The following is a 15,353-nucleotide window of genomic DNA, read 5'->3' on the forward strand; positions in this document are numbered from 1 at the left end:
CCTAGGCGCGCCTTAGTGAACGAGCGACTTCTTCATTTCGTCGTCAGCAGCCTCGACGTACTCGATCTCGGGTGGCTGACGACGGAATCCGCGAGTCACGACGGCGAGAACGATGACACCGACCCCCAGCCAGATGAGGCCCAGCGTGAGCGCGTGCACGTCGAGCTGGGTCATCAGGTACAGGGTGACGATACCGCCGATGATCGGCATCACGAGGTACAGGATGACGTTCAACCTGCGGCCCTCCCGGCGCTGCCGGAAGTAGTAGAAGATCACCGAGACGTTCACCATCGTGAACGCCACGAAGGCCCCGAAGTTGATGAACGACGTCGACGTCGCCACGTCGAGGAACATCGCGATCAGCCCGACGGCACCGATGATCACGATGCTGAACACGGGAGAGCGGAACCGCTTGCTGATCTCGCCGAACACCCTGCGCGGCAGCACGCCGTCACGGCCCATCGCGAACAGCAGTCGAGATGCGGATGCCTGCGCCGCGAGCCCGGAGGAGAACTGCGCGATCACGAGGCCGGCGAGGAAGATCGCCCCGAACAGGTTTCCACCGATGTGCAGCGCGATGTCGAGCGCGGCCGAGTTCACGTCCTTGAACGCACCGCCGGGGTGCACGAGCTGGGTCGTGTACGAGACGAGGATGAAGATCGCCCCACCGATGACGGCGATCAGGAGGATGGCCCGCGGCATCGTCTTGCGCGGGTTGACGGTCTCCTCTGTGAACGTGGTCACCGCGTCGAAGCCGAGGAACGAGTACGCCGCGATGGCGGCACCGGCCGAGATTCCGGAGAAGGTCGCTCCGGAGTTCGCGAACGGCGAGGCGTTGAGCAGACCGCCTGCGCCCTGGCTCGAGACGACCGATCCGATCGACAGTGCGACGAACAGCGCGATCACGAGCACCTGGAACGCCATGAGCGCATAGTTGGCGCGGTCGGCGACCTTGATCCCCAGGATGTTGAGCACCGTCGTGATGGCGATGAAGCCGACGATCCACAGCCAGTTCGGCACCGCCGGGAACTGCGCATTGAGGTACGCCGCGCCGATCAGCCAGATCACCATCGGGAGGAACAGGTAGTCGAGCAGCACCGCCCAGCCGACCAGGAATCCGATCCTGGAGTCGACGGTGCGCCGCACGTAGCTGTAGGCGGAGCCGGCTACCGGATACGCCGAGGCCATCCGTCCATAACTCGATGCGGTGAAGATCATCGCGACGAGCGCGATCAGGTAGGCGGATGCGCTCGCGCCGCCGGTCGCTTCGGCAACGACGCCGAAGATGCCGAGCACGATGAGCGGTGTGAGGTATGCGAGCCCGAAGAGCACGAGCGACCGAAGGCCGAGCGTGCGCACGAGGGTGGGGGAATCGGTCATTTCGAGGTGTCCTGTCGAGAGGTGGAGCTGGGATGGGGTGCTGTGGTGGGATTCCAGCGCGTCGGTTCGATTCGTCCGCCGTACAGCGGAAGTTCGAGCGCTGGGTCTGTGGGGAGGAACTGGTCCCACATCCGGTTGAACCCGGCTGTGCCTTCCTCGTGGACGCGACTGACCGCATCCAGATCGATCGTCTGGACGATGGTGCACGGAAGTTCGTCGCCGGACTCGTGCAGCACGGCCCCTTCCGGGTCAACGAGGATGCTGCGGCCCCTTCCGATGGGGCCCGCGCAGTTCACGCTGATGGTGAACGTCTGGTTCACGATCGAGTTTGCTCGTGTGAGAACGAGCTCCTGCGCGCGATCCGGTGTCGTGGTCTTGACGATGTTGAGCACGGCCTCCGCGCCCATCCAGCCGAGATGGCGAGTGACCTCCGGGAACCAGGCGTCGTAGCAGATCGAGAGGCCGAAGCGACCGACACCGTCGATGTCGAACACGACGAATCGATCGCCGGGATCGTATGGTTCGTACGGTCGCCAGGGGAAGATCTTGCGGTAATGCGTGACCAGGTCACCCTGGGGCGAGAAGACGAGTGCGGTGTTGAACAGTTCGCCGCCGGGTCCGCGCTCGCACACGCTGCCCGGCACGAGCCAGACCCCTGCATCCCTGGCGAGCGCGCCAAGACCGGCGACGAGCGACCCGTCGAGCGGAACTGCGGACTCACGCAGGAGAGCGTTGCGCCGCTCCGGCGCCTCTTCTTCCGAGCCGAAGAGATGAAGCTCCGGGTAGAGAACGAGCTCGACGCCTTCGGTGCCGTCCACTACCCGATGAAGATCGGCAGCGAAGACGTCGAGCGGAGCCCCGATCGGCAGCGGCTCTGCCTGCACTGCGGCCAGACGAATGTTCCGCGGCATTTTCGCTCCTTCTCGGGACCCCTGTGTCCACGCACAACAAAATAGATCATATTGATCGCATTTGTCTAGAGTAGAAAGCATAGTCTTGTGTCCATGAGCCAGACTCCGGACGCAGCGCCACCCCCCGCGGGCATTCCGGCGCTCGTGGATCCGGCCGTCGCGGGCATCACGCGCCTGAGTGCAGTGGACACCGTGCGCGCCCGTATCGCCCTCGCCATCCAGCTGGGACTGCTCACCCCGGGCGAGCAACTGCCCCTGGACACGGACATCGCAGATGCGCTCGGCGTGAGCGAGATCACCGCACGACGCGCCCTCAAGAGCCTCGCCGACGACGGTGTCGTCGTGCGTCGCCGCGGCCGCAATGGCGGCACCTTCGTATCGGAGCACAGCGCGCCTGAGCGGGTGGATGCGGTCACGGTCTACCGCGCGGATGCACAGACCGTGCACGGCCTCATCGACCACCGCGTGCTGCTCGAATGCGCGCTCACGCACCACGCGGCACTCGACGCGAGTGAGGATCAACTCACGGAACTCGACGAATACGTCGAGCAGGCCGCCCGAGCCCAGAGCTGGACCGAGTACCACGCGGCCGACGAGAAACTGCACCTCGCCGTCGCGCGCGCGAGCGGACTGGACTGGGCGCTACCTCGCTACACCGAGGTGCTCTACGAGCTCTATCGTTACTTCCTGCCGTATCCCGTCGACTACCTGCACGACGTGAACCGGGAGCACGCCGAACTCGTTGCAGCACTGCGCAGGCGCGATCCGGTGGGCGCCGTCGCGATCATCGAGAAGCACGTCTCGACCCTGCACCACAGCATGTTCGTCGGGCTCGAGGTGCGCACGGCCGACGGCGCCGACTGATCGTCGGCTGCTTCGAACTACTCGCCCGCGAGCGATGCCGTCGAGACGACCTCCGCGCCCGCGGCCTCCAGCTCACGCAGGGCGGCCTCGCTCGACTCCGGCGCGACACCGGCGACCAGGTCGCTCAGCACCCGAACCCGCCTGCCCGCGGCCAGGGCATCCCGAGCAGAGGCGAGCACGCAGTAGTCCGTCGCAATGCCCACGACATCGATATCGGTCACGCCCAACTCGTCGAGCTCGTGCGGCACGCTGTGACCGTTCTGCGTGATGCCCTCGAAGATCGAGTATGCGGGCTTCCCCTGGCCTTTCTGCACGTGTACGTCCACTTCGGACACGTCCAGCGCGGGGTGGTACTCCGCCCCGATCGTGCCCGCGACGCAGTGCACCGGCCAGGTCGTCACGAAGTCCGGGGCGGCATCCGTTGCGAAATGGCCGCCATTGTCGCTGTCCGCCTCGTGCCAGTCGCGAGACGCAAAGATGTGCTCATAGCGCTCTGGATGCTGCACCAGCAGGGTCGTGACGCCCGCGGCCACCGCAGACCCGCCCTCGACGCCGAGAGCACCTCCCTCGGTGAAATCGTTCTGCACGTCGATGATGAATAATGCCCGGCTCATGCGCTCTCCGCTCATGGTTGATGGTTCGGGTCAATCAGTTGTTCGACAGGTTGTCGCCGCACGTGAACACTCCGGTGGTGACAGTGTCCAGGGCCGCCCTCGCGGTGCCTCCCACTTTATTGCCCAGGGCGTAGAAGGCGAACGCCAGGGGCGTTCCGTCCGCCGCGTGCACGATTCCGCCGAGCGTGTAGACGTGGAGGATGCTGCCCGTCTTCGCGTTCACCGCACCCCGCGCGATCGCGTTAGGGCCCGTGAACCGTCCCGCGAGCGTGCCGGTCCTGCCCGACACCGGAAGCGACTTGTAGATCACGTCGAGACTGTCTGCTCCGGCGAGAACCTTGGACATGAGTTGGGCCACCACGAGGGGTGGCACGCCGTCGTTGTTGCTCTCGCCCGAACCATCCTTGATCGCAAGGCCGGTGGGGGTGATGCCGTAACTCGTGAGCGCCTTCGAGACGACCGCGGTGAGAGATGCCGCGGAGCCGTCGCTCCCGCTGACCTTGGACGAGACCCGAGCGAGCATCTCCGCGAGCGTGTTGTCCGATACCGGAAGCATCTCGCCGATGAGCGTATTCACCGGCTGGGATTTGACCTCACCGAGCAGCGGGTTCGACGTGATCGCCGATCCCCTGGAGAACGTGGCGTTGCCGCCCAGGCCCAGGGCAGCGCTGAAGGCGTCGCCCGCGGCAGCGACCGGGTCCGTACTCCTGGGGCTGTCCTGCCTGGCCGGATTCGCGCGGTCACCATCGACCATGAGCGGCACGATCATCGGCTGGTAGCCCTGGGTGCGCTCGGTGACGGGCCAGCTCGGATCCCAGGCGTCAGCGTTGTTCCACATCGTGGAGTCGAGGATGATGCTCGTGATCGGGTCGGTCAGTCCCTCCTTCTCGCGGGCCGTCTCGACCTGCTTGGCCAGGTCGCTCAGCTGGGGCGGGTTCGCGTAGACGCTCCCGTGGCCCGCGCTCAGCGTCGGGTCTCCCCCGCCGACGAGGACGATCGATCCGGGCTGACTGCCCGCATACACCTTGGTCGAGAGCCGGTAGTCGGGGCCGAGGACCTTCAGCGCCGTGGCCGCGATGAGCGTTTTCATCACGCTCGCGGTAGGGGCCGGGGTCGATGCGGAACGATCGAACAGCACCTCACCGGTCTTGGCGTTCAGCACGCTGCCCTCGAAGGTACCGAGACGCGGATCCGCAGCGAGGCTGGCGATGGAGCATGTGCGCAACCGTGTCGCGGCCGCGGGAGTCGCCGGCACCGGCCGGGGCGTCGGAGACATCGTGGGCGACGGAGAAGGAGCGACTGCCGCGATGGGCTCCGGGGCGAAGGAGGAGCCTGCGAAGACCGCACCGGTCCCAAGCAGGACGAAGACGACGCCGAGCGCGGAGAACAGCCAGGCATTCGGATGCTTCGCGATCAGCCCCGAGATTCCACCGCCCCGTGCCCCAGCGGACTTCACTGCCGACGCGGCCGCGACACCCGTGGCCTGCGCTCCGGCGCCGGTTCCCGCCAACTCGTCGAGCCCCATCGCCACGGTCGGCGCGGGTTCCGCGGCCACCCCAGTGGCCTGGGCGGCGTCGTTCGCCCGCGCTGCCTCGCGTGCCTCGCGGCGAGTCATCGGCACGGTCGGTGCATCTGGAGACGGGTCTTCGGGAGACTGGGGCTCCTGTGGCTCACTCACCCCGACATGATACCGGGCGAGGTCGCGCACACTGCGGCCGGTGCATCCGGATCACTCGCCCGGATAGGTCACATCGATCTGCCTGCGCACCTCGTCGAGCACCTGCATGATCTGCACGGTCTCCGCCGTGGGAAGGATCTCGCCGCTCAGGCTGCCCTCCGCGACCAGTCGCTCGAGCTCCCACGCCTGGTACTGCATTCCACGGTGTGTCACCTCGGACTCGTAGCGCTCGAGAACCGTGTCGTCACTGTCGAAGACCGTGAACGCCGTCGGCGTGTACCAGACGGACTCGATCTCGATGCGACCCTCGGTGCCCACGATGGCCGCCCGATTGGGTCCGAGGGTGTCGAGCGCCGTGTGCAGCACGGCCTGCTGCCCGTCGGCGTAGCCGAGCACGATTGCGGTCTGCCTGTCGACTCCGGTCGTCGTCTTCGAGGCGTTCGCCTGGATCGACACGGGCGCACCGAACAGGTCATTCGCGAACGAGACGGGGTAGATGCCGAGGTCAAGCAGGGCGCCACCGCCGAGCGCGGGGTTGTTGATGCGGTGAAGCGGGTCCTTCGGGAGATTCTGGTCGTGGTCGGCCAGCAGAGTGCGCACCTCACCGATCGTTCCCGCCGCGATGATCTCGCGGATGCGCAGCATGTGCGGAAGGAACCTCGTCCACATGGCCTCGAGCGCCACGAGATTCTTCTCCGCGGCGAGCTCGATCACGGCCGTGGCCTGCGCGGCGGTGATGGTGAACGGCTTCTCCACGAGAACGTGCTTGCCCGCGTTCAGGGCGAGAATGGCGTTCTCGAAGTGCATCGGGTGCGGTGTCGAAACGTAGATCGCGTCGACCTCGGGGTCCGCCACGAGCGCCTCGTAGCTGTCGTGGGCGTTCTGGATGCCGAACTCCACAGCGAAGGCGTCCGCGGCCGCCCGCGTCCGCGACCCCACGGCAACCACACGGAAGCCGTTGCCGAGCAGGTCGGTCGTCTGCTGGTGGGCGATCCATCCGGTGCCCAGAATTCCCCAGCGAATCTGCTCTGCCACGATCTGCCTCCCGCCGCGGGACGACCGTCGTCCTCGCTAATGGTTCACAGCGAATCTAACAGTGAGCAGAGAGCACATTCGAATCGGCGCCAGCGAATCGACGCGGGTCAGCAGCCTCCCCAGCGGGCGGCGGCCCTGGCGAAGTCGCTCGGGTCACCATTGCCGCCGTGGGTCATGGCGAAGTAGATGCACACGCTGTTCGTGGTGCCCTCGAAGGACGGGCGGTACAGGGATGCGCGGTGCGGCAGTGAGTTCCACCACTTCTGGGCGACGGTCGCCCCGCTGTTGCCGGTTCCTCCTGCGAGGTTGCCGTCGCAGCCGACGCTCGGGTTGGTGTCCGAATAGTACTGCCCGGTGTTCGGGTCTGGGGCGAGGCTCCTGACGCCCATGTGGCCCCAGGTGTTTGCGGGGTTCACCGACGGGTCGTTGGCCATCCACTGCAGTCGCGTCTGCATGCAGCTGTCCCAGCGGAAGTGGCTCATCGGAACCGGCTGAAGGCAGTTGGCGACGCGGATCGCGTTGTAGGTCGCCGCGAAGCTCGCGAGATCCGCGTTGCCGTTCACGCCACCACCGACGTTGACGGGGCAGCTTCCTCCGGCGGCAGCAACTGCGGCCCTGCGCTGCGCCGTGGAGTGAGCGCCTCCGCTCGCGCTGGAGCCGCTGTGGGCCACCTCGACGGGCTTCGGCACCGGCTTCTGTGCCAGGTGTTCAGTGTCAGCGGTCGTGACAACCGGTGCCGAAGCCTCGGCCTTGATCGACGCAGCATTCCGGGCGATCGATGCCGGAGCATCGTTCGTGAACGCCGAAATATCGGAGGAGGCGACGGATGCCGTCGCCTGCTGCGCCGTGACGGGTGAGGCGAAAACGGGAGTGGTCGAGTCACCGGCGTACGCAGGTGAGCTGCTGCCAAGAAGCGCCGGACCGCTGCCGCCGACGAACGGAAGCACAAGCGTCAGCACTGCCGTAAATATCGTCGTCAGCAACGCAATGCGCTTCATAACAGTTCCCCCGAACCCCCCAAACCCCAGACCGTGTACCCCGAATTACCACGAATCTTGGAGCCTTGACTCGTGCAACGTTATGCGGCCGGGCGCCTCATCGCAAGCCGATGCCATGTATGAGCGTCAGAATATCCCTCGTTTTGGGGGTGTTTCACTCCCCCAGGATCAGCAGTTTGATCTGGAGATTCTGCGGATTGTCCCCCAAAGAGGCTTCGCAGCAGCGGGTGACGCCCGTTACAGCCGACCGTCTCCACCGGGATCAGTGGCAAGAAATCGTGAAGCCATCGCACGCGCCTCATCCATTGCCCTGGCTCGGATGCCCGGACTGAAGAGCGCGTGATCTCCAGTCGGATACTCGACGACGGTCAGGCGCCCCGGGAGCCGCCTCAGACGACGAACCGCCCTCTCTCCGCGGTGCGCCCGGAATATCTCGGTGTCTTCCGGACCCAGCAGAAGCGTGACATCGGTTCCCGCGGCAAGCGCGACTCGAAAACCGGGCTCCACGAACTGCACTATCCCCCTATTGGCGAGGGCAAGCATTGCCAGGTACGGCGCCCTCCGCTTGACGAAGGCAATCACCCGCTCTCGCAGGGCCAGGGCATTCGCGCCGACAACAGCCGGGGTGGTCGCCTGGTGAGGCACGGGATGAAGGTGATAGTCCCGCATGGAGAATGCCGTCACGAACCTCGCAGCGCCGGGAGCAGAAACCAGCGCTACCCACGATCCAACACACATCCCGACGATGCCAACCTTTTCGCGCGGCAGGGCGAGGTCGGCAATGACATCGGCACCGTCCTCGAGCCACTCCTTCGCGAAAAGCATCTTGGGTTCTCCCGGGTGCACCGGACCGCTCTCCCCGGTTCCCCTCCGGTCGACACGTACGGCTCGAACACCCTGGGCCGCCAATTGGCGCGCCAGCTCGACCTGGTGCCGCGTCGCCCCGGTACGGTGCTCGGCCGATCCATTGTGCAGGATGACGGCAGGCAGGTCATCGGCGCCACCCGCCGGGCGCGTCTCGATCGCGAAGAGGCCGTGGGGGCCGATGCGACGCAGACGCTCTTCGACAGCCGTGCCACCGAAGTCGAACCGAACACGGTCGACGACAGCGGGAGGTCGAGTCGTGATGAATGTGCCGCTCGTCGCAAGACGCGAGGCAAGCCACTCGGCGACGGCATCCACACTGTCCCCGGGAATGCTGGAGTCGACACTCGAACCGTCAAACGCCGCTTCGTGTCCGCTGATTTCAATGACATCCACGTCATCCTGAACCGCGCGCAGCGCCCGGGGGACGCGGCCGCCGGTTCCGACACGCACGGCCACAAGCGTGGGCACCGTCGACGCGACATCCGGATCGTAGTCCAGCCCGTCAACGTGCTCCGCGAACTCGCGAGGGATCTCGGCACCAGCGATCTCGACGAACCCCTCGGGTTCCTGCTCCGCGAGAGACCCGAGCGCGAGCGAATAAATGGAACGCTTCTGGCGCATCCACTTTCGGCCGGACGCAACGGGGTCCCAGAGCACCAGTCCGGCCGGTTCAGGATCCAGCGCCGCCGCCAAGGAGGCCACCAACGCTCCGCTGCCGAGTCCGACGTAAGCGACCGACGTGCAACCGACACCGAGAAGAGCGTGCACAGCCTCGCGCGCCCCGCGCTCGAACGAGTTCGTGTCGAGCGGCACCGTGGAATCGCCGAAACCAGGGTGCTCGTAGCGGATGACCGGGAGCCCGGATGCCGCGATCTGGTCGGCAAGGTAGCGGAGGCTCCGGTACGCAACCATGTAGTCGTACCCGATGGGCGGACAGATGACCACGCCGGTGGAGGCGGCGTCGCGAGGCACATGAACCGTCGCGAGGACGGCCCCGTCGTCGAGCCATGTGTCGAATATCGTCACCGGGGTGGGCGACGATGCCCGAGTTGCAGGTCTGTGTGTCGACACTATTGAGGTCGTGCTCCGAGTCGCAGCTCGGTGAGGACTGCCGCGGGCCACGAATCCACGTTCGTGCCGTGAGTGCGAATCAAGGCGAGGACGATGCGTTCAAGACCCCACCCGAGGCACGCACTGTGTGCGGGAGTGCCACCGGGATTCTTGATGTCGAAGGCTGTACCGAAATGGTCCCCGTGCTGGTTGGCTGAGGCGACCGCGGTTCCTTCGTCGAGGTCGCCGTAGATCTTCACGACGACTTCGAGCTTTGCTTCATCGGCGATCTGGTTGCGAGCGAGGAATCGCCCCGTGCGGCCAAAAAAGGGATCGTTCGCGGCAACCAGTTGGGCATCGAGGCCGAGCAAGCGAAGGCCCGCAATCTGGCGCTGGCACATGTCGTCGCGAAACGATCGCGCTGCGGCTGCGTCACCGGCGAAGACGAACTCCTGCATGCGGAAGACCTGCAGGCGCATCGGATCTCGAGACGGCTCGTGTCTGAAGCAGAAGCCCGTGAGATCGAAGGTACGACCACCTTCCGGCAGAGTTCCACGCAAGCGCTCGTAGAGGGGGTGGCAGACGGCGGGCACGAGAGCGGTCTCCGCCGGGCTGAGCCAGGAATCCCAGGCCTGGCCCTCCGCGCGGGCTGCAACGAGTTTCTCGTGTTCTGCGGGGGTGCCGAAAAACCCGTTGACCGTTGCGCTGAGCTGCGGGAAAGACACGATGTAGTCAGTTTTCTCAAACTCCGCACGCGAGATGACCGGGGCAAACCTCAGTCGCTCGGCGTGCTGGTCGGAGTACTGACGCGCCGCGTGTGACCTGACCGCGTCGACCAGGTCGTCGAAGAGGCCGGAGCGACCATAGAGTCCAGGCTGGCCCGCATCGACGAGCAGGCCTGCCGCAAGGACCTCAGCGCGAAACTCGTCACGAGCGACATCGAGTTCACTGCGTGATTCGGCCGATTCACCGTGCGCCATACTCGCCTCGCTCATTCGGATGTGTGCTTACGCTGCATCAGTGAAAGCTGGGCATTATTTGCCAGGATTCGATCATTATTCACCATGACTGCTGTGCCGTAGGCATCGCGCAGAAGTCGGCCGAGGCTGAGGTCGGAGTCCTGGCGATAGCCGGCGATCCCCGCGACCAGCATGGCCTTGGAGACAATGTCGATGACAGCATCCGAGGCCGTGATCTTGAGGGCGTTGAAGGCAATCGCCGACCCGATAGAAGTCAGCGAGCGGGAGTCGTCCCTGCGACTGTCAAACGATCGGGTAGCATCCGCGACGACCGAATCAAACGCTGACATCGCGCCAAGCAACTCGGCGAGACGAGTTGCCGCGGGAGGCAGGGTGCCGATCGTCTTGCGAGCAGCGCTCTGCACGGCACGCGTGGCACGGTCAGCAGCCGCGTGCGCGATACCGAGCCACACGGATGCCCACAGCACATGCGAGATCGGCAGCATCGTCTCCGCCGAAATGGTGGCGTACTCGACGGGAAGCACGTGGTCGACAGTGACCTCGGCCTGGAGTTCAAAGCCGGGAGAACAGGTTCCGCGGAAGCCGAGCGTGTCCCACTGGCTGATCTGCCTGAGCGTTGTACTCGCCGCAGGACAGATCACGAGAACCTGGTCCGACGGGGCAGCATCGGCAGCTCGTCGAGCAGTCGCGAGCACGAAGTCGGCGTGGGCGCCATACGAGATGACCGGCGCGGTCTTCGCCAGGGTCACTCGGTCACCATCGTGGACCTCGACGGCACATCCGCTCTTGCGCGTGTCACCGCCGATGTTGATCTCGGTGGTTGCCGAGGCAAAGAGCGTTCCGTCGTTCACGAGACTCTCGAGTGCGCTGCGCGCCGCAGGAGAGTCTCCCCCGTGCCGGATCACGCAGGCGACCTGGATCTGATGCATGGCGAAGATCATTGCGCTGGAGGCGCAGGCCTCCGCGAGGATCATGGCCACCTCGCCCAGCTCAGAGACGGCAGCGCCCTCGCCGCCGAGATTCGATGGCACCGCCGCCGAGAGCAGCCCGGATTCCCGCAATGCGGCAATTGTCTCGTGGGGAAAGCGCGCGTCGGTATCGACATCCCCGGCGTGCTCTGCCGCAACGAGTGCAACGCGACGGGCGCGCTCGGAGAGCGAACCCGTGTTATGTGTGGAATCGCTCGCGAGCGCACTCATCGGGTGGCCCCCGATCCCGTGCCGACGATGCCCTGAACGACGGCGTCGAGAGCGGCGATGGTCGCAAAGGTGTCGCGCCTGAGCAGGTCGTCGGAGAACTCGATGCCCAACTCATCCTCGAGCGCCAGCATGACGTTGACCGTCGCGTGCGAGCTCAGGCCGGCCTGGTACAGGTCATCGGTATCCCCGATGTCACCGATGGACTTCGTCAGGTGCCCGTATGTGGCAAGTGCGTGTCGAATGATTTCATTCATGGTTCGAGAGTCCTTTCGGCTGAAGATTGTGAGTGCGGTGGCGATCGCGCGTCCCGTGTCATGACCAAGTGAAATCGAGATCCTGCCGATGCCCTGCGCCGAAGCCGCGTCTTTGGCGCGGCCGTGCAGTCTCACCAGGGGCGCTCCCGTTGGGGCGGTCGCGATCTCGATGTCTCGGTAGGGGAGAGCGGATGAGGATGGGAGCCGCAAGACTTTCGCAACGGCCTCCTTGCCAGCAAAACGCGCTGCCAATCGTTCGGATATCCGCGCGCTCTGACGGAGTTCCAGCGGGGTGAACAGGCGGTTCAGGTAGCGATCGCCAAACGCGGCAACCGACTCTTCGAGGACGGACACCGCGAACAAGTCCGTCCCGACTCGGGTCAGCGGGAGCATGAGGTGTGTCCCCTCGATTCGGGAAACATCAAGCCGTTCGGTCAACTTGACAGATTTTAATCATAGACCGATACGTCTCGCCGGTTCATAGCACAGCATGCCCCATTCTGAGGGACACACACGAGCGGGACTTCGACTCGACAGCGCATGTCGCGGCGGGAACGGTCTGGTGGAGCCGCCTGTCAGAATCGAACTGACGACCTTCTCATTACGAGTGAGATGCTCTACCGACTGAGCTAAGGCGGCGTGTGCTCGTTGCCGAGCGCACAGCAAGAAAGCTTAGCCGATCCGAGCGGGCGCACCGTCACCGAGTGGCACGCGGCGCATCAGGTCAACAATGCGGATCGGATTCCGGCACTGTGCCGTCGACCAGGAAGTCGTCCACAGCGTTGTTCACGCACGAATTCGACTTGTTGTACGCCGTGTGGCCCTCGCCCTTGTACGTGACGAGGTGACCGTTCTGAAGCTCCTTCGACACGTTCACCGCCCACTGATACGGGGTCGCCGGGTCATTCGTTGTGCCCACCACGAGAATCGGCGCAGACCCCTTCGCCGCGATCGGAACCCGATCGCGAGTGGACTGGAACGGCCACTGGCTGCAGGTGTCTCCGTACGACATCTGGGGGCCGAACACGGGGGCAAGCTGGGCCAACTTCGCGGCCTCCGCGCGCAGGGTCGCGGCGCTGCCATCCGTCTTGTAGTCCAGGCAGTTGATCGCGATGAACGCCTCGGTCTGGTTGTCTGCGTATGTACCGTTCTGGTTGCGGTCGTTGTAGCTGTCCGCGAGCTGAAGCGCGTAGTCTGCGTTGCCCTTCATGACATCCGTGAACAGCTCACTGAGGTAGCTCCAGTTGCTGCGGCTATAGAGGGGAAGGATGATCGCGCTGAACATCGTGGCGCTGCCGACCTCGCGACCGTCCGAGCCACGGAGCGGGCTGGCGTCGAGGCTCGTGAGCAGCGCACGGATCTTCGTGAGCGCCGCGTTCACCCCGCTGGTTCCTCGGCCTGAGAACGGACACTTTGTTCCGGTGATGCAGTCGGCCAGGTAGGCCTTCAGCGCGTTCTCGAACCCCTGCGCCTGCATCGCCGTGACCTGGAAGTCGGTGGTTGCCGGATCGACGACGCCGTCGAACACCAGGCGTCCGGTCTTCTTCGGGTAGAGCTCTGCGAAGGTCGACCCGAGGAGCGTGCCGTAGGAGTAGCCGAGGTAGTTGAGCTTCTTGTCGCCGAGGATGGCGCGCAGCAGGTCGAGATCCCGCGCCGCGCTCACCGTATCGACGAATCCGAGCAGCTTGCCCGTGTATGTGAGACAGTCCTCGCCGAACTTCTTCGAGGTCGCGTTCTGGGCGGCGAGCCAGGCATCCGATCCGATCGTGCCCGGCGTGATGTCGTACAGGAACGCATCCATGTCTTTGGGGTTCTCGTAGCACTTCACCGCGGATGACTTGTTGACGCCGCGGGGGTCAAAGCCGACGATGTCGTAGCTGGCCTTGAGCTTCGCATCGACCGCGTAGTCGAGGCTGTCTGCCACGAAGGAGTAGCCGGATGCGCCCGGGCCGCCCGGGTTCACGAGCAGCGACCCGAGCCGGTTGCCTGTCGCGACGTGCCGGATCAGCGCGAGCTCGATCGAGCCGTCCGACGGGTGCTCCCAGTCCATCGGGGCCGTCGCCGTCGTGCACTGGAATGCGCCCTTCTCACAGCTCTTCCAGGTCAGCACCTGCGCGTAGAACGGCTTCAGGTCTGGAGCGACCTTCTCCTTCACAGGAATCGAGGTGGTCGGAACCTGCTTCGGCAGGAACGCGGACACGCACCCGCTCAGTGGCAGCACCACGGCGACCGCGACGGCGACAATCGCCAGCCGCACACGATTCCTCACGAACTCGCCCCGCCCGCCCGCGCCGTCGTGCGCGTTCTCGTGACCGCGATGAGCATGGCCTCGAGGGCGAGCGTGGGGTTCACGTTGCCGTCGATGCGGCGACGAGCCGTGGCAATGGCATCCATCACGGCGAGGATCGACGCGGGCGAACTCGACCCTGCCGCGTCCGCGAGCCGCGCGTGGATGCTGAGGTTGATCGGTTCGAGCGGCGACCCCAACTGCATGAGCAGCACGTCGCGGTAGAGCGAGAGCAGGTCGACGAGGATGCGGTCGATACCGTCACGCAGGCTCCTGGTGGCCCTGCGCTTCTGATCGTCCTCGAGTGCCTTGAGCTGGCTGCGCAGCGCGGGCGGGATCGTGCCGCCCGGAGCGATGCCGAGCGAGCGCAGGGCCGCCTCGCGTTCCTCCGCGTCCTTCTCCTCGGTGATCGCCTTGGCATCCGCCCCGGCGAGTTCGATGAGGCCCGCCGCGGCGACAACGGCATCCGACACCGAGCGGATGCCGAGTGCCATGTCGAGGGTCTTCTCGCGTCGCTCCCTGGCCTCGGCGTTGGTTGCCAGGCGATGTGCCATGCCGATGTGGCTCTGGGCTTCGCGCGCCGCCCGGGTGGCGGTCGGCAGGTCGACGCCGTCGCGGCGGGAGATGAGCTCTGCGACATCGTCGACGGATGGCACGCGCAGCCGCACGGTGCGCACGCGCGAGCGGATGGTGGGGATCAGATCGGCCTCGCTCGGCGCGCACAGGATCCACACGGTGCGCGGCGGGGGCTCCTCGAGCGCCTTGAGCAGCACGTTCGAGGCGCGCTCCTGCATCCGATCCGCGTCTTCGATGACCATCACGCGGTACCGACCGAGCGACGGGGAGAACTGTGAACTCGAGACGATCCCCCGCACATCATCCATCTTGATGATGACGCCCTCGGTGCCGAGCACGCCCAGGTCAGGATGTGTGCGCGCGGCCACCTGGCGCTCGGTCGCGGCGTCGCCGTCCGCCCCGGCCGGACTCAGCAGAGCGGTCGCGAAGGCGAAAGCGAGATTGGAGCGGCCGGAGCCTGGAGGCCCGGTGATGAGCCAGGCGTGGGTCATCGCGGACTCGCTGATGGAGGTGTCGGCGGACGAGTCTGCAGCGGCGGCCTTGAAGACCGCGATCGCCTCGGCCTGGCCGGTCAACTCATCCCACACGGTCACAGGCCTAAGCATAAAGGTCGCGGCTGACGGCTGGTCGCGCGCCTGTCATTGCGCGCCCGCTCGCGCC

General features: G+C 65.6%; 13 protein-coding genes, 1 tRNA gene and 1 pseudogene. 1 reads left to right on the top strand and 14 read right to left on the bottom strand.

Annotated elements, in window-relative coordinates; genetic code table 11:
• Window positions 1-12: 12 nt before the first annotated feature.
• Together ABUA28_RS07065 and ABUA28_RS07070 are read right to left on the bottom strand one after the other, a co-directional pair.
• On the bottom strand, window positions 13-1,380 hold the full coding sequence (locus ABUA28_RS07065; protein ID WP_349903339.1) for an APC family permease: 1,368 nt from the start codon (window positions 1,378-1,380) through the stop codon (window positions 13-15).
• The gene (locus ABUA28_RS07070; RefSeq protein WP_349903340.1) at window positions 1,377-2,291 is read right to left on the bottom strand and encodes a carbon-nitrogen hydrolase family protein; all 915 of its coding nucleotides are present in this window, start codon (window positions 2,289-2,291) and stop codon (window positions 1,377-1,379) included. Before ABUA28_RS07070 ends, ABUA28_RS07065 begins: the two co-directional genes overlap by 4 nt.
• A 93-nt stretch (window positions 2,292-2,384) precedes the next feature.
• On the opposite strand from ABUA28_RS07070, the gene ABUA28_RS07075 reads away from it, so the two are divergent.
• Window positions 2,385-3,155: a FadR/GntR family transcriptional regulator gene (locus tag ABUA28_RS07075; RefSeq protein WP_349903341.1), complete on the top strand. Its 771-nt coding sequence runs from the start codon at window positions 2,385-2,387 to the stop codon at window positions 3,153-3,155.
• A 17-nt stretch (window positions 3,156-3,172) separates the two neighbouring features.
• Here ABUA28_RS07075 and ABUA28_RS07080 read toward each other — a convergent pair whose 3' ends face one another.
• From ABUA28_RS07080 to ABUA28_RS07135, 12 genes and pseudogenes are all read right to left on the bottom strand, one after another.
• Entirely contained in the window at window positions 3,173-3,769 is a 597-nt protein-coding gene (locus ABUA28_RS07080; protein WP_349903342.1) for an isochorismatase family protein, read from the bottom strand.
• 34 nt (window positions 3,770-3,803) lie between these two features.
• Window positions 3,804-5,447 (bottom strand): D-alanyl-D-alanine carboxypeptidase/D-alanyl-D-alanine-endopeptidase, encoded by a 1,644-nt coding sequence (locus tag ABUA28_RS07085; protein WP_349903343.1) that lies wholly within the window; start codon window positions 5,445-5,447, stop codon window positions 3,804-3,806.
• A gap of 51 nt (window positions 5,448-5,498) precedes the next feature.
• Entirely contained in the window at window positions 5,499-6,482 is a 984-nt protein-coding gene (locus ABUA28_RS07090) for a Gfo/Idh/MocA family protein (RefSeq protein ID WP_349903344.1), read from the bottom strand.
• Between the two features lie 107 nt (window positions 6,483-6,589).
• Window positions 6,590-7,480 carry a hypothetical protein gene (locus ABUA28_RS07095; RefSeq protein WP_349903345.1) on the bottom strand — a complete coding sequence of 297 codons (891 nt, stop codon included), beginning with the start codon at window positions 7,478-7,480 and terminating at the stop codon, window positions 6,590-6,592.
• A 237-nt stretch (window positions 7,481-7,717) separates the two neighbouring features.
• Window positions 7,718-9,373 carry a hypothetical protein gene (locus tag ABUA28_RS07100; RefSeq protein WP_349903346.1) on the bottom strand — a complete coding sequence of 552 codons (1,656 nt, stop codon included), beginning with the start codon at window positions 9,371-9,373 and terminating at the stop codon, window positions 7,718-7,720.
• Between the two features lie 44 nt (window positions 9,374-9,417).
• Window positions 9,418-10,392, bottom strand: coding sequence for an amino acid--[acyl-carrier-protein] ligase (locus tag ABUA28_RS07105; protein ID WP_349903347.1), 975 nt, complete (start codon window positions 10,390-10,392; stop codon window positions 9,418-9,420).
• Complete coding sequence (locus ABUA28_RS07110) at window positions 10,389-11,576, bottom strand: acyl-CoA dehydrogenase family protein (protein ID WP_349903348.1); 1,188 nt, start codon at window positions 11,574-11,576, stop codon at window positions 10,389-10,391. Before ABUA28_RS07110 ends, ABUA28_RS07105 begins: the two co-directional genes overlap by 4 nt.
• Window positions 11,573-11,830: an acyl carrier protein gene (locus tag ABUA28_RS07115; RefSeq protein ID WP_349903568.1), complete on the bottom strand. Its 258-nt coding sequence runs from the start codon at window positions 11,828-11,830 to the stop codon at window positions 11,573-11,575. Before ABUA28_RS07115 ends, ABUA28_RS07110 begins: the two co-directional genes overlap by 4 nt.
• A gap of 42 nt (window positions 11,831-11,872) precedes the next feature.
• Window positions 11,873-12,223, bottom strand: a pseudogene (locus tag ABUA28_RS07120) (holo-ACP synthase); the annotation flags it as partial.
• A 170-nt stretch (window positions 12,224-12,393) separates the two neighbouring features.
• Window positions 12,394-12,469 (bottom strand) — tRNA-Thr (locus ABUA28_RS07125).
• Window positions 12,470-12,554: 85 nt separating this feature from the next.
• On the bottom strand, window positions 12,555-14,087 hold the full coding sequence (locus tag ABUA28_RS07130) for an alpha/beta hydrolase (RefSeq protein WP_349903349.1): 1,533 nt from the start codon (window positions 14,085-14,087) through the stop codon (window positions 12,555-12,557).
• An 8-nt stretch (window positions 14,088-14,095) separates the two neighbouring features.
• On the bottom strand, window positions 14,096-15,298 hold the full coding sequence (locus ABUA28_RS07135; RefSeq protein WP_407075424.1) for a DNA polymerase III subunit delta': 1,203 nt from the start codon (window positions 15,296-15,298) through the stop codon (window positions 14,096-14,098).
• Window positions 15,299-15,353 lie beyond the last annotated feature (55 nt).

The organism is Parafrigoribacterium humi (genome assembly GCF_040227205.1).
Classification (GTDB): domain Bacteria; phylum Actinomycetota; class Actinomycetes; order Actinomycetales; family Microbacteriaceae; genus Parafrigoribacterium_A; species Parafrigoribacterium_A humi.

Coding starts and splice junctions, on each gene's coding strand:
- ABUA28_RS07115 (WP_349903568.1), bottom strand. CDS start 11,830: ATGAATGAAATCATTCGACACGCACTTGCCACATACGGGCACCTGACG.
- ABUA28_RS07105 (WP_349903347.1), bottom strand. CDS start 10,392: ATGAGCGAGGCGAGTATGGCGCACGGTGAATCGGCCGAATCACGCAGT.
- ABUA28_RS07075 (WP_349903341.1), top strand. CDS start 2,385: ATGAGCCAGACTCCGGACGCAGCGCCACCCCCCGCGGGCATTCCGGCG.
- ABUA28_RS07065 (WP_349903339.1), bottom strand. CDS start 1,380: ATGACCGATTCCCCCACCCTCGTGCGCACGCTCGGCCTTCGGTCGCTC.
- ABUA28_RS07110 (WP_349903348.1), bottom strand. CDS start 11,576: ATGAGTGCGCTCGCGAGCGATTCCACACATAACACGGGTTCGCTCTCC.
- ABUA28_RS07070 (WP_349903340.1), bottom strand. CDS start 2,291: ATGCCGCGGAACATTCGTCTGGCCGCAGTGCAGGCAGAGCCGCTGCCG.
- ABUA28_RS07135 (WP_407075424.1), bottom strand. CDS start 15,298: ATGCTTAGGCCTGTGACCGTGTGGGATGAGTTGACCGGCCAGGCCGAG.
- ABUA28_RS07080 (WP_349903342.1), bottom strand. CDS start 3,769: ATGAGCCGGGCATTATTCATCATCGACGTGCAGAACGATTTCACCGAG.
- ABUA28_RS07095 (WP_349903345.1), bottom strand. CDS start 7,480: ATGAAGCGCATTGCGTTGCTGACGACGATATTTACGGCAGTGCTGACG.